The 12,734-nt window shown below is 55.3% G+C and carries 13 protein-coding genes; 12 read left to right on the forward strand and 1 reads right to left on the reverse strand.

The window, feature by feature from the left end:
• Nucleotide 1: 1 nt before the first annotated feature.
• Together ACZ1HE_RS02960 and ACZ1HE_RS02965 are read left to right on the forward strand one after the other, a co-directional pair.
• Nucleotides 2-532, forward strand: coding sequence for a TRAP transporter small permease (locus ACZ1HE_RS02960; RefSeq protein ID WP_472619484.1), 531 nt, complete (start codon nucleotides 2-4; stop codon nucleotides 530-532).
• Complete coding sequence (locus tag ACZ1HE_RS02965) at nucleotides 529-1,815, forward strand: TRAP transporter large permease (RefSeq protein ID WP_472619485.1); 1,287 nt, start codon at nucleotides 529-531, stop codon at nucleotides 1,813-1,815. The genes ACZ1HE_RS02960 and ACZ1HE_RS02965 overlap by 4 nt, the downstream gene beginning before the upstream one ends.
• Before the next feature lie 104 nt (nucleotides 1,816-1,919).
• Here ACZ1HE_RS02965 and ACZ1HE_RS02970 read toward each other — a convergent pair whose 3' ends face one another.
• Nucleotides 1,920-2,573 carry a GntR family transcriptional regulator gene (locus ACZ1HE_RS02970; protein WP_472619486.1) on the reverse strand — a complete coding sequence of 218 codons (654 nt, stop codon included), beginning with the start codon at nucleotides 2,571-2,573 and terminating at the stop codon, nucleotides 1,920-1,922.
• A 208-nt stretch (nucleotides 2,574-2,781) separates the two neighbouring features.
• Between ACZ1HE_RS02970 and ACZ1HE_RS02975 the strand changes: the two genes are divergently transcribed.
• The 10 genes from ACZ1HE_RS02975 (at nucleotide 2,782) to ACZ1HE_RS03020 (ending at nucleotide 12,621) form a co-directional block, all read left to right on the forward strand.
• Entirely contained in the window at nucleotides 2,782-3,543 is a 762-nt protein-coding gene (locus ACZ1HE_RS02975) for a Gfo/Idh/MocA family protein (protein ID WP_472619487.1), read from the forward strand.
• Nucleotides 3,467-3,874 carry a Gfo/Idh/MocA family oxidoreductase gene (locus tag ACZ1HE_RS02980; RefSeq protein WP_472619488.1) on the forward strand — a complete coding sequence of 136 codons (408 nt, stop codon included), beginning with the start codon at nucleotides 3,467-3,469 and terminating at the stop codon, nucleotides 3,872-3,874. The genes ACZ1HE_RS02975 and ACZ1HE_RS02980 overlap by 77 nt, the downstream gene beginning before the upstream one ends.
• Nucleotides 3,875-3,962: 88 nt before the next feature.
• Complete coding sequence (gene dctP, locus ACZ1HE_RS02985) at nucleotides 3,963-4,973, forward strand: TRAP transporter substrate-binding protein DctP (protein ID WP_472619489.1); 1,011 nt, start codon at nucleotides 3,963-3,965, stop codon at nucleotides 4,971-4,973.
• Between the two features lie 85 nt (nucleotides 4,974-5,058).
• The gene (locus tag ACZ1HE_RS02990; protein WP_472619490.1) at nucleotides 5,059-5,580 is read left to right on the forward strand and encodes a TRAP transporter small permease; all 522 of its coding nucleotides are present in this window, start codon (nucleotides 5,059-5,061) and stop codon (nucleotides 5,578-5,580) included.
• Nucleotides 5,577-6,872: a TRAP transporter large permease gene (locus ACZ1HE_RS02995; RefSeq protein WP_472619491.1), complete on the forward strand. Its 1,296-nt coding sequence runs from the start codon at nucleotides 5,577-5,579 to the stop codon at nucleotides 6,870-6,872. Before ACZ1HE_RS02990 ends, ACZ1HE_RS02995 begins: the two co-directional genes overlap by 4 nt.
• On the forward strand, nucleotides 6,872-8,764 hold the full coding sequence (locus ACZ1HE_RS03000; RefSeq protein WP_472619492.1) for a bifunctional sugar phosphate isomerase/epimerase/4-hydroxyphenylpyruvate dioxygenase family protein: 1,893 nt from the start codon (nucleotides 6,872-6,874) through the stop codon (nucleotides 8,762-8,764). The genes ACZ1HE_RS02995 and ACZ1HE_RS03000 overlap by 1 nt, the downstream gene beginning before the upstream one ends.
• The gene (locus ACZ1HE_RS03005) at nucleotides 8,761-9,597 is read left to right on the forward strand and encodes a citryl-CoA lyase (RefSeq protein WP_472619493.1); all 837 of its coding nucleotides are present in this window, start codon (nucleotides 8,761-8,763) and stop codon (nucleotides 9,595-9,597) included. The genes ACZ1HE_RS03000 and ACZ1HE_RS03005 overlap by 4 nt, the downstream gene beginning before the upstream one ends.
• On the forward strand, nucleotides 9,587-10,774 hold the full coding sequence (locus ACZ1HE_RS03010; RefSeq protein WP_472619494.1) for a Gfo/Idh/MocA family protein: 1,188 nt from the start codon (nucleotides 9,587-9,589) through the stop codon (nucleotides 10,772-10,774). Before ACZ1HE_RS03005 ends, ACZ1HE_RS03010 begins: the two co-directional genes overlap by 11 nt.
• A complete protein-coding gene (locus ACZ1HE_RS03015; protein WP_472619495.1) occupies nucleotides 10,764-11,438 on the forward strand; it encodes a hypothetical protein in 675 nt (224 codons plus the stop codon). The genes ACZ1HE_RS03010 and ACZ1HE_RS03015 overlap by 11 nt, the downstream gene beginning before the upstream one ends.
• Nucleotides 11,431-12,621 (forward strand): Gfo/Idh/MocA family protein, encoded by a 1,191-nt coding sequence (locus ACZ1HE_RS03020; RefSeq protein WP_472619496.1) that lies wholly within the window; start codon nucleotides 11,431-11,433, stop codon nucleotides 12,619-12,621. The genes ACZ1HE_RS03015 and ACZ1HE_RS03020 overlap by 8 nt, the downstream gene beginning before the upstream one ends.
• Nucleotides 12,622-12,734: the final 113 nt, after the last annotated feature.

A 12,734-nucleotide genomic window follows, 5' to 3' on the forward strand; every position in this document is an offset into this window, starting at 1 on the left:
CATGAAGCACGATCATGAAACTGACACCTCTGAGGCCTTGCCGGTCTCAGGGGTGGAGCGCGCGGTGCGCCTGATTACGCTATCTGGGGCAGGTATCGCCGCATTGCTGGTGCTCGTCGTATTCGGGGTCGTGAGCTACAGCGTCTTCATGCGCTATGTCCTTGGAACACCGATCACTTTTTCCGATGAACTCAATGGCTTTATCGTCGTGGCAATGGTTGCCCTCGGAGCAGGCGAGGTCCTTTTGCGCGGCGAACATTTCGGTGTCGACCTGCTGACTGAGCGTGCGGGTCCTCGAACTCAATGGTTGGTCGAGATTTGGGGGATGATAGGTGTGATCCTGGTCGCTGCGGCTATTCTCTACAGCGCGGTGATTATGGTGCAGTTTTCATACGACTTCGGCATCTATTCAGATGGATATCTGAGCGTCCAGATGTGGATTCCACAGGGCTTTCTCCTCATCGGCATGATCATTCTGATCCTTGCGGCGCTGGCTCGCATCTTCACGCTACTGACGGTGCGTCGACTATGATGACTTTTCTTATCTTGGCCGGTCTGATTGTCCTTTTGCTCACGGGGATGCCAATCTTTGCCGGGCTCGGGCTGACATCGCTGATCATAATGATGCTGACGGAAGGCAACGTGAACAGCGCGGCTGATACGGTGTTTGCCAAACTGAACAACGGCCTTTTGACGGCCATACCGATGTTTGCCTTCATGGCACACGTGATGATCCGCGCTGGTGTCGTCAAGGATCTTTACGATGCAGCAAATGCGATGGTCGGCCATTTGCGTGGTGGTCTTGGGGTTGCCACGATCCTCTCCTGCACCATTTTCGCAGCCATTTCCGGTTCATCTGTAGCCACAGCGCTTACGATTGGCTCGACGGCCATCCCGCAAATGAAACGCTTCAACTACAGCCCGAGCTATTCCTACGGTGTGATTGCAGCGGGCGGTACGCTCGGGATTCTAATCCCTCCCTCTGGACCTCTTATTCTTTATGCCATCGTAACCGAAGCTTCGATCGGAGCTTTGTTCCTGGCCGGGTTGGTGCCGGGTATCATGATGGCTGTAATATTCGCGGTCTGGGCAATGATCAGCGCCGGGTTTGGGGGCACAGTTGTCTCTCAACCATTTGCGGGCATGGGCGTTATCTGGGCACGTATGAGGCAGTCGATCTGGGCATTGTTGATGCCTCCGGTGGTTTTGGGCGGGATCTACCTTGGAGTATTTACGGCGACAGAAGCTGCTTCTATTGGCTGTCTTTACGCGCTGTCCATCAGTGTAATCGTTTACCGCAATTTCGGTCTGCATGACCTTTGGGTAACCGCGTTTGAGACAGTGCGCACAACCGCAATGCTGTTCATGATCCTGGCCGCTGCGGCGCTGTTTGGTCACGCGGTAACCATTATTCGTCTGCCCATAGAAATCGTTGAACAAGTGACGGCAATCGGCCTCAGCCCCGCCATGTTTGTCATAGCCGTCATGCTGCTCATTCTGGTGCTGGGCATGTTTTTGGAGACTATATCGATCATTCTGATTACGACGCCAATCGTTTTTCCTGTCATGCTGGCACTGGGGATCGATCCAATTTGGTACGGTATCCTGCTAATGATCAACCTCGAACTCGCGCTGATCACACCTCCTGTCGGGATGAACCTCTTCGTTATCAAAGGTATTGCGAAAGCCCCTTTGTCGGAGGTCATTCGCGGAGCTTTGCCCTATGCCGCGCTAATGCTACTGGGCCTGATCCTCGTCTTTGCAATCCCACCTTTGTCCACGTGGCTTCCTGAGGCGGCGGGGTTCGGGCGTTGAATGATGAATTTACGAAATTCGCCTAGTAAGCACGGCATTGAACTTACCTTTCAGGTCCCGCGTCGCTGATCCAGATGATAGAGATAGGCGGCAACCACAGCGAGCTACATAGCCTCCAGCGTATGTGCGAGACCGTTTCGGATGTGATCTTCCAACAGCTTCTTAGCGGTGTCCGCGTCTCTGGCCAGAGACGCGTCGAACATACCCTTATGCTCCCTGACGGCATCTTCGCCGCGGTAAGTTAGTACAAGCATCTGATACCGCAAATACTTGTCGTAGATGATCGAGTGCAGAGACAGAAGGTTCTTGGAGTTGCAGGCCGCGATCATCGCTTGGTGAAACTCCCAATCATACCGTTTCCAGGTTTCTTTCTCTGACTCATCGCCCTTGAGAAGCTGCTGTTCCATCAGGTGCAGTTTGTGGTGTGCGGCAACCAGATTGCCTTCCCAGTCCGTGTCGCCGTTCGCAATGGACAACTCCAACGCGTGGCATTCCAACAGGACTCGCAGTTCTGCAATCTCGGTCAGGTCTTCTTGGGAGACCGGCGTAACCAGAAATCCCCGTTGCTCGGGGGCTTCGACAAATCCGTCGCTGGCAAGCCTGTTCAGAGTTTCACGAAGTGTCGAAAGGCTTGCCGAGTAGCGTTCCTTCAAGGCGTCCAGCTTCAGTTTGGAGCCGGGCTGCAACTCTCCGAAGATGATATCCCGCTTGATGCGCTGATAGGTGCTTGCACCTATCGTAGACGGCTGTTTCGCCATACGTTTCACCCGATATTCTCAGTTTCCTCATTCAATTAGCATTTTTCAGAGACATCAGCAATCCAGATCCATGTATGGTAAAAATAAAAATATCATATATTATTGCGGAATCGCGAAAACCCCAATACGGTCATGGCCAAGTTGGGCAAAGCAGCCCGATTGCAATCATCGGTTTCGGGATTTTCCGAACCCTCCGGAAGGAAGCAAAGTGTCTAAGAACTTTCGCATTGCTATCGTTGGCATTGGCCTTGTTGGACGCCGCCACGCAGACGCTATCCGAGCGTTGCGCCATGTTGATCTTGTTGCAGTAGTTGATCCCAGCGATGAAGGCCGTGCATATGCCGTTGAGCACGGGGTCGCATGCTACGAGACCCTCGAGGAAATGTTTGCAAATCTGACACCGGACGGGGCCGTTCTAGCGACCCCGACTACGTTTCATGTTGAACAAGGCCTGACGTGTATTCGACATGGTTGTCCTGTTCTTGTCGAAAAACCGATCGCCGTAGAAGCCACCGCTGCACTTGAGCTTGTTCAAGCAGCGGAGAAGGCCAATGTGCCGCTAATGGTCGGACATCATCGTCGACATAACCCTCTGATCAGGTCGGCTAAGGAAGCCATAGTCGATGGGAAGATTGGGGATGTGCGCGCTGTCCATGCGAATTGCTGGTTCTATAAGCCAGACGAGTATTTTGATGCTGCGCCCTGGAGAAAGAAACCCGGTGCAGGGCCCATCTCGGTCAATCTTGTCCACGATGTGGATCTGCTGCGGTACCTGGCCGGAGAAGTCGTGACGGTACAGGCTCAGTCGGCTGCATCGCAACGGGGTTACGACAACGAAGATGTTGCTTGGCGCTCTGTTGACGTTCGAAAGCGGAGCGATAGGCACCATAAGTGTGTCCGACAGCATCGTCGCTCCATGGAGCTGGGAGATGACGTCTCAGGAGTATCCAATTTATCCTTCAACCACTGAGAGTAGCTACATGATAGGTGGCTCTCATGGTTCGTTGTCCGTTCCCGATCTTCGACTGTGGAGTTACCGGAGTGAGCAAAGGGACTGGTGGACGCCTATCTCATCGACCGCGCTGAAGAAGGGTGCGTCTGACCCTCTGGTCAATCAGCTTAGGCACTTTGTTGAAGTAGCTCGGCACGAAGCAGATCCGATTGTGTCCGGATGGGAAGGCTTCAGAACGCTTCAAGTTATTGAAGCCATTCAGAATTCCTGCAGGACTGGCGAGACTGTCAGGGTGAGAAACCTTCAGGAAATGCAACAACAGAAACTGCAGGAAATAAAAAATATCTGATATTTTGCAAAAAATCTTGCAAAAGGTCCAAAATAGGTCAAAACTCAGAATCGGAAAAATGCATCATGATGTCTCAGGGAGGAGCAAAGTGATTACCAAACTTACCCGCAGGGCTGCAGTGTCGGCCCTGATCGCAACCGGTGTTCTGATTAGCGCAACAAGTGGTGCGCTGGCAGAAGACAAAGTTCAACTTCGCCTCGCAACATCAGGATCGGAGACCGACCAGCGTTCAGTCGCAATGGCCGAAGTTTTCGCGCCCATGGTTGCCGATTTCGCAAGCTATGAACCCAGCTATAACGGTACCATCTTCGCGCAAGGCACTGAGTTGGACGCTCTCAGCCGGGGCAACCTGGAGATGTCGATCACCTCGGCGCAGGAACTGGCACAGTTCTTCCCCGAGTTCTCGATCTTTACGGCAGGCTATGTCCACCAGGACGCCGCGCATCAGGTGGCTGTCTTCAACGATCCCTTGATGGATGGCTTCAAGCAAAAGGCCGAAGAAGAACTTGGCGTCAAACTGCTGTCGGTCATGTATCTGGGCCGTCGTCAGGTGAACCTGCGCCAATCCAAGGACGAACTGACCGTCAGCACTCCGTCCGATCTGGAGGGGGTGAACCTGCGGATGCCGGGCACGGATGCTTGGCAGTTCCTTGGCAAAGCGCTGGGTGCTGCACCGACACCAATGGCGTTCTCAGAAGTTTACACGGCTCTGTCGACGGGTGCTGTTGACGGTCAGGACAATCCACTGCCGACCGTCGTGGACGCAAAGTTCTACGAAGTAACCAATCAGATCGTTTTGACGTCTCATCTGGTTGACCTGAACTACATCGCTATCGGCAAAGGGGTTTGGGACGGGCTGACACCGGAACAGCAAGCCAAGGTTCAGGAAGCAGCAGATGCAGCCGCTGAATCTGGTCGTCAGAAGCAGCTTCAGAAAGAAGAGGACCTTGTCAGCTTCCTGAAAGAGCAGGGGATGGAGATCTACGAGCCCGATCTCGCAGCGTTCCGCGATCAGGTACAGACTATGTATCTGGATAGCGAATTCGCCGGTTCCTGGCCGGACGGTGTGCTGGAACAGATCAACGCTCTGGGCAACTGAGTTCTGTAAGACAAGGGAGGGAGAACCGCAATGAAAGCCTTTATCAAGGGGTTCTCCCGACTGACCGAAGCGATTGCCGAGCGGGATGCTGGCGGCAATCTTCCTGATTTTCCTTTTACAAATCCTGCTGCGGTATTTCTTTACCCCCGCAGGATGGACCCTGGAACTGATCGGTATCCTGTGGGTCTGGGTGATCTTCTTCAGTTGCGCCTTCATCGTGCGCGAGCGAGATCATGTGAAGTTCGACATCATCTACCTTTCGGTGCCCATGCGCGTGCGTAAGGTCTTTGCGATGCTGGCGGCCGCGGCAATCGTGGTCGGGATGCTCTACAGTTTCCTGCCGACGTGGGACTACATCGACTGGATGAAAATCCGCAAAACCGCGACTGTCCGCAATCCGTTCTCGGGCGAGAAGATACCGCTGCGAACCGTGTTCTCGATTTATGCCGTGTTCATGCTTGTTGTGGCGGCGCGCTACGGGTGGCTGTTCTTTGACATCATGCGCAAGGGGCCACCAAAAACCGAACTTGAAATGGTCGTTGGGTACAACGTGGTCGACGACCATCCCCGTGTCGATGTGAAAGACGACGAGGACGCTGACAAATGAGTATTGAACTTCTTTCCTGCCTGCTCACACTCTTTGTTCTGGCAGGCATCGGGACACCTATCGGCTATTCCATCCTTTTGGCCTCATTGGTGTACTTGGGCGCGGCCGGATTGGATGTCGCCCTCGCGGGCGAGAAGATCCTGCAAGGTTTCTACAAAAGCACGATCCTGCTTGCCGTGCCTTTGTTTATCGTCGCCGCCAATATCATGAACGCGGGGTCGATCACCGACCGCCTGCTGAACTTCTGCGTCGCTGCCGTCGGGCGTTTCAAGGGCGGTCTTGGGCACGTCAACGTGGTGGCTTCGTTGATCTTTTCCGGCATGTCCGGCTCGGCTGTCGCGGATGCTGCGGGGATCGGCAAAATCATCATTGAGATGATGACCAAGGATGGCCGCTACAGCCGAGGCTATGCCGCCGCAATCACTGCGGCGTCGGCGACGATTGGCCCAATTATTCCGCCCTCAATTCCGATGGTTTTGTACGCGCTCGTTTCCAAGGCATCTATCGGGTCCCTGTTCCTGGCCGGTATTCTGCCGGGCCTAATCATGGGCGTCGTCCTCATGGCGATGAACTATTATCTGGCAGGTAAGCGAAACTTTGCACTGGAAGAACCGGTTCCACTGCGCGAGTTGCCCGCAAAAACCGCCAACGCGTTCCCGGCGCTGCTGATGCCCGCTATCCTGCTCTATGGCATCTATGGGGGCGTCACGACACCGACCGAGGCCGCCGCAGTTGCTGCGTTCTACGCCCTGCTACTGGCAGCTCTGTTCTACCGCGCACTGACCTTCCGTGGCCTGTATCAAGTGTTCGTCGACAGCGCGCGCTCTTCCGCAGCCGTCGGGGTTGTCATTGGCGGTGCGTTCATTCTGAACTTCATCGTCATTCAGGAACAGATTCCACAGTCGATCTCGGCGCTGCTGGAGGGTTCGGATGTCAGTCCGATTGTGTTCCTGATCCTCGTAAATCTGCTCATCCTTGCGTTGGGTTGTGTACTGGACGCAACGACGATCATTCTGGTGATCGTGCCCCTGTTCATCCCCACCTGCGAAGCGCTTGGGATTGATCTGGTACATTTCGGAGTGCTGGTCGTCGTGAACTCGATGATCGGTCTGATCACGCCGCCCTATGGCATTCTACTCTTTGTGATCAACGCCGTGACGGACATTCCGCTGCGTGAAATCATTTCGGAAATCTGGGCCTTCCTGGCGGTGCTCATCTTCGCCTTGGCGATCATGATGTTGATGCCCGATCTGGTCCTGTGGTTGCCGCGCATGTTTGGATATCAGGGGTAATGTGCCTCTCGGTTTCGACAACCTCCATACCCGGCGATCTGGCAGAGAAGCTTCAAGCCATCGCCGGGGCTGGATTTGACGGTGTCGAGTTGCACGAACCTGACCTGACCGCGTTTGACGAGCCGCCCTCGCAAATCCGAAACATTGCGTCTGATCTCGGCCTGAAGATTTGTCTGCTGCAACCGTTCCATAACCTCGAAGGTCAGATCGGCCCGGGGCGGGATCGCGCCTTTGACCGGCTAAAGCGTAAATTCGATCTGATGGACGCGTTAGGCACGGACCTGTTGCTTGTCGGGTCCGCTTTCGAGGTCGATGCCGCTGCGACCGAAGAACAGGTAATCGCAGACCTTGGCGAGGCGGCCATGATCGCGAAAGAGATGGGATTGCGTCTGGCCTATATGGGTTTGCCATGGTCGAACCTTATTCACTCAGATGAGCAGGCGTTACGTGTCGTGGAAGCCATCGACAGCCCTCATTTGGGATTGGCTTTGAATTCATTCTTCTCGCTTGCCGACGGGTCCAAACCCGCCCGCCTTCGGGACATTCCCGGCGAGCGGCTGTTCCATGTACAACTGTCCGATGCACCCCGGCTTGAGATGGATATCCGCAAACTCAAACGGCATTTCGGGCTTTTGCCCGGGTTGGGATCATTGAACCTCGCGGGCTTTGTGCGAGTGTTGGCCCGTGCCGGTTACAAGGGACCTTGGTCTGTTGCACGCGTCAACGAAGCGGCACCGCAACCCGGTGGTCGAACGCTGGCTCGGGACAGCTACAGGTCGCTGGTGAACCTTCTGGATGAGGTGTCGCGAACCGAACCAAGCGCAGATTTCGGCATCCCGAACCTGCCCGAACGCGTTTATGCGTCAGGCTTTGAGTTTGTCGAATTTACTGCCGACGAAACAAGCAGTACGCAGCTGGCAGACATGCTGTCAGCAATGTGTTTTCGAATGGAGCGAAAGCACGTCACCAAGTCCGTCGAGCTGTGGCGGCAGGGTGCGATAAACATCGTGGTGAATTCCGAAAAGGAAGGTTTCGCCCATTCGGCGTTCCTCGGTCACGGCCCCTCGGTCTGTGATATGGGATTGCGCGTCAAAGATGCGGATCAGACGGTTCAGCGCGCCACCGCGCTGGGCGCGCCAGATTTTTCGCAACCGGTGGGGGCCGGGGAACTGGGCATTCCAGCCATCCGAGGTGTTGGTGGCAACGTCGTTCATTTCATTGACGAGAAATCCGATCTGCATCGGGTATGGGACATCGAGTTTGAGCCAGTGGCCAAGACCAAAGCGACCCAGCCTGCCGGTCTACGCCGTATCGACCATTTGGCACAGACAATGCGTCACGATGAGATGCAAAGCTGGCTGCTCTACTACATTTCGACTTTTGAGATGGCAAAATCCCCGATCGTGAACGTTGCCGACCCGTCGGGTGTTGTGCAAAGCCAAGCCATCGAAAGCCCCGAGGGCGAAGTGCGTTTAAACCTGAATGGTGCAGTAGGGCGTCGAACACTGGCGGCTTCATTCCTTGAAGACGGTTTTGGTGCCGGTGTTCAGCACATCGCCTTCCAGTCGGACGACATATTTGAAACCTCAGCTCAATTGCTCAAATCCGGCTTTCCCAGCCTGCCCATCCCAGAAAACTACTACGCTGATCTGCAAGCGGTTTTTGAATTGGATGACGATTTGATCGCCAAACTGCGCCGAGGCAACATTCTCTACGACCAGGCGGCGGGAGCCGAGTACTTTCAGATCTACAGTCGCCCTATCTTTAACGGCTTTTTCTTTGAAATTGTTGAACGCCGCATGGGCTATGCCGGTTATGGCGCGCGTAACGCGCCCATTCGCCTCGCCGCGCAAAGCAAAACCCAGACACTCAAAGAGGTGCAGGCTCAATGACCGTGCTGGATGAAAAAATGACAATGGATGAGCGCGCCGTTCGCCAATGGTGGCGCACTTCCATCATCGACATGAAGCCTGGCCAGATCGCGTTTCGTGGCAACGCCATAGAGGACCTGATCGGAAACGTATCTTTCCCGCAGATGATCTGGCTGATGGTGCGGGGCGATCTGCCCAGCGACGCTCAAGCGCGCCTGCTCGAGGCTGCTTTGGTCGCAGGCGTGGATCACGGTCCGCAGGCCCCCTCGATTGCGGCTGCGCGTATGGCTGCCACCTGCGGGGTAGGTCTCAATAATGCGATGGCGACTGCGGTGAACATGCTGGGCGACGTGCACGGCGGGGCAGGAGAGCAGTGTGCAGAGCTGTACTATGATGTCGCGGCCCGCATGGATGCGGGAGCTTCGCTGAATGACGCTGTGAAGGGTGGTCTAGACAGCTGGCGCGAGACCTATGGCAAGATTGTCTCGGGCTTTGGTCACAGGTTCCACAAACCCGTCGACCCGCGTGCGCCTCGATTGATGCAACTTGTTCGTGATGCGGCGACAGAAGGTACAGTTTCTGGCCGGTTTGCCGATATCGGAGAAGAGGTTCAGGCCGAACTCGGTCGTCAACGCGGCGGTCGGCCAATTGCCATGAATATCGACGGTGCGACAGCCGTGATCTTCTGTGAACTTGGCTTTCCTGCGCCCTTGTCGCGCGGGTTGTTCTGCTTGTCCCGCTCGGTCGGAATACTCGCCCACGCTTGGGAGCAGATGAACCAGGGCGGTCGGAACAAAGGGCCGATGCCCCCGAATTACTTACCCCTCTACGAAGACAGGAATGATGACACGTGAGACATCGAAATCCTTCCGGGTCGGCCTTATAGGCTGTGGTCGTATCAGCGATATCTATCTAAAAACACTATCCAAATTTTCGAACGTCGAGGTTGTAGCTTGCGCAAGCCTTGAACCTTCGGAAAGCCGCGCCAAAGCGGATCAACACGGTATCGCCAAGGCCTGCACGCCAGATGAAGTCTTTGACGATCCGACGATTGATTGCGTTCTGAATCTGACAATTCCGGCGGCGCATGCGGAAATCAGTTTGCGCGCGTTGGAGGCGGGCAAGCACGTTTATTCCGAAAAGCCACTGGTCATGAACCGATCGGATGGCAAGGCGATCCTACACACAGCCTCCGAAAAGGGGTTACTGGTTGGCTGCGCGCCTGACACGTTTCTGGGCGGTCGCTGGCAGACCGTTCGGCGCTTGATTGATGAAGGTGCTATTGGAAAGCCGACAGGTGTTTTTGCCCATGTCGGAACGCACGGGACGGAACGCCATCATCCAAACCCGGATTTCTACTATCAGGCGGGTGGTGGGCCATTGCTGGACCTTGGGCCATATTATCTAACCGCCATGATTTGCTGCCTTGGTCCCGTTGACCGTGTCGCCGGAATGGCACGGCGGACATTTGACAAAAGGATGATCGAAAACGGCCCGCGCAATGGCGAATGGATGGATGTCGAGGTCGACACTCACTCCCTAAGCCTGCTGCAGTTCGCATCTGGAGCTATAGGATCGATGACCATGAGCTTCGACGTGTGGGACAGCGAAACTCCGCGGTTCGAGATCTACGGTGAAAACGGCACCATCAGCATCCCTGACCCTGACCCGGTTCATGGAGCTAACATTTTTCAGGGGGATGTCTGGCTGAAAACGCGGGACACCTCGCGCTGGTCTCATCAACCTCGTCCAACCGGTCGTGAAGACTGGCAGGTGGTCGAAAACAAACACGAGTTTAATGAAGATAGCCGCGGGCTCGGCCTTTTGGATCTGGCCTTGGCGGCACAAGAAGGACGCCAACCGCGTGCTAGTGGAGCGCTTGCCTACCACGTTTTTGAGGTCATGGACGCGATCGAACGGGCGCCGAAATTCGGCGCCTATCAGACGATAGAAAGCTGCTGTGAAACACCCGAGCCTTTGTCGGCCGATTTCCTAATGAATGAACGGAAGGAGTTGGTCCATGCCGATTGAGACGCTCGACTTTGCTCAGCCATTCTTTCGCGTCCAGCACATCACAGATGAAGGCAGATTATCTGTCGAGGGTCGTGCAATTGTTCTTAATCTCGGGCAACTGGATCTCTCGGTCGAGGATCAGGCCGTTGCGCCGCTTTCGTCTGTTATCGTTCAAGATAGCTCACTCAAAGGTGTGGAACGCGCAGTAATTGTCCACGGTTTCGACGCCCATGACGATGACAACGAGTTGTTTGAATGGGTGAAAGATACGTGGCCATCCGCTTTTGATGTCCGCCAAGAAGAGCGTCTGCGTGGTGTCAGCCACTACATGTCGCCAAAGGTCTTCGTGGGTAACGTTGGACTGACCATGTACCACTCGGGCTCGGTGCCGTTGAATGTCGGATTGCACAAAGATCATCCGTTCTGCCCGGTGCCGGGGTTTCGCGAAGTGCATACGCAAATCGTAGGCTTTGGCAAAATGCAGCAATGCCGAGAACGGGACGTTAAGACCCTTTATCTCGAAGAATTCATGGCCCCGGGCACGACCCACAAACCTATGTATGACGCCGAAGGCAACTATCCCTGGCATCAATACGAGACGATTACCCCCAGCATCTTCATGGCTGTCGAAATACTGCCGGAAGGCGCGCGGGCCCCGGAAATGGAGGTTCAGAATGGCTGAGAGACTTTTACCCGAAAACCTGAACTTTGATGGTCCTTTCCCTCGCTTGTCTCGCCGTTTGAGATTGGGCGTTGTTGGCGGAGGACGGATCTCTGTCACGCAAGCAACAGCTGCGCGGATGACCGATCGGTGGGAGGTCACCGCAGGCGCGCTCAGTTCTGATGCTGCGCGCAGCAAGGCGCGTGGGGTCGAGTGGTATCTGCCAGCAGACAGGTGCTATGCGTCATTCGACGAGATGGCAAAGGCCGAGGCGGCGCGCCCGGATGGCGTAGATGCTGTCATGATCACTACCCCGAACCATGTTCATTTCGAAGCGGCCAAAGCGTTTCTGGAGGCGGGTATTGACGTGCTTTGCGACAAGCCCCTGACCAATGAAGTGGCCGAGGCCGAGGGGCTTGAGGAGGTTACCGCGCGCACGGGGCAGGTCTTTGCTGTCGGTTATGCAATGTCGTGTTTTCCGGTAATCCGTCAGGCCAAACAAATCGTGGCGGAAGGCGGCATCGGTAAAATCAACCAGATCCACGTCGAGTTCATGCAAGACTGGATGACACCCGACGATGTGGCTGATGCGCCCCATGTCAAATGGCGGCTGGACCCAAAGATTTCTGGTCCGACCAGCTGTGTCGGCGATATCGGCACCCACGCCGCGCATCTTGCCAGTTTTGTCTCGGGCCTGCCGATGACCGACCTGAGGGCCGAGTTCCATGTATGCGGCGCGCCGAAGCCTTTGGAAGACACGGTGTTCATGTTCACCCGCTACCAAAATGAAGTCCCCGGAACCTTGATGGCAACACGCCTTGCCCCCGGAAATCGGGGAGGGTTGCGGTTGCGGATGTTCGGCAGCGAAGGCGGTCTCGAGTGGGACCTGGAGTATTCTGAGCAGCTGAAGTTCAATCGGTTCGGTGAACCGGATCGTATCATCAGCCGAGGTCACGGGCATGGCATCGGCCCCGGCGCAGAACGTCTGATCCGTACCGCGCGCGGCTTCCCTGAGGGGATTATCGAAGCCTGGGCCAACCTCTATACGGAATTTGCCGTGGCCGTAGCCGCGCGTCGGGATGGCATCACCGTTCCGGCCGATTGGCTTACTTATCCCGGTGTCGAACAAGGCGCAGACGGTGTTCGATTCATTGACGCCTCAGTGCGCTCTCACCAGTTCGGAGGGGACTGGGTCACTCTCTAAGGCTCTGCCAACACAAAGGTTAAGCACGCCCGGGCAATTGCCCGGGCGTTTTCATTTCCTGTTCAATACAAAAAAGTTGATATTTTAAAAAATATCATATATTTTTTATTACG

This window comes from Falsiruegeria sp. JB4-1, assembly GCF_055693495.1.

Excerpts from the sequence above, each read along its gene's own strand:
- ACZ1HE_RS03020 (WP_472619496.1), top strand. The coding sequence starts at position 11,431 with ATGGCTGAGAGACTTTTACCCGAAAACCTGAACTTTGATGGTCCTTTC.
- ACZ1HE_RS02970 (WP_472619486.1), bottom strand. The coding sequence starts at position 2,573 with ATGGCGAAACAGCCGTCTACGATAGGTGCAAGCACCTATCAGCGCATC.
- ACZ1HE_RS03015 (WP_472619495.1), top strand. The coding sequence starts at position 10,764 with ATGCCGATTGAGACGCTCGACTTTGCTCAGCCATTCTTTCGCGTCCAG.
- ACZ1HE_RS02995 (WP_472619491.1), top strand. The coding sequence starts at position 5,577 with ATGAGTATTGAACTTCTTTCCTGCCTGCTCACACTCTTTGTTCTGGCA.
- ACZ1HE_RS03000 (WP_472619492.1), top strand. The coding sequence starts at position 6,872 with ATGTGCCTCTCGGTTTCGACAACCTCCATACCCGGCGATCTGGCAGAG.
- ACZ1HE_RS02990 (WP_472619490.1), top strand. The coding sequence starts at position 5,059 with ATGCTGGCGGCAATCTTCCTGATTTTCCTTTTACAAATCCTGCTGCGG.
- ACZ1HE_RS03005 (WP_472619493.1), top strand. The coding sequence starts at position 8,761 with ATGACCGTGCTGGATGAAAAAATGACAATGGATGAGCGCGCCGTTCGC.
- ACZ1HE_RS02960 (WP_472619484.1), top strand. The coding sequence starts at position 2 with ATGAAGCACGATCATGAAACTGACACCTCTGAGGCCTTGCCGGTCTCA.
- ACZ1HE_RS02965 (WP_472619485.1), top strand. The coding sequence starts at position 529 with ATGATGACTTTTCTTATCTTGGCCGGTCTGATTGTCCTTTTGCTCACG.
- ACZ1HE_RS03010 (WP_472619494.1), top strand. The coding sequence starts at position 9,587 with ATGACACGTGAGACATCGAAATCCTTCCGGGTCGGCCTTATAGGCTGT.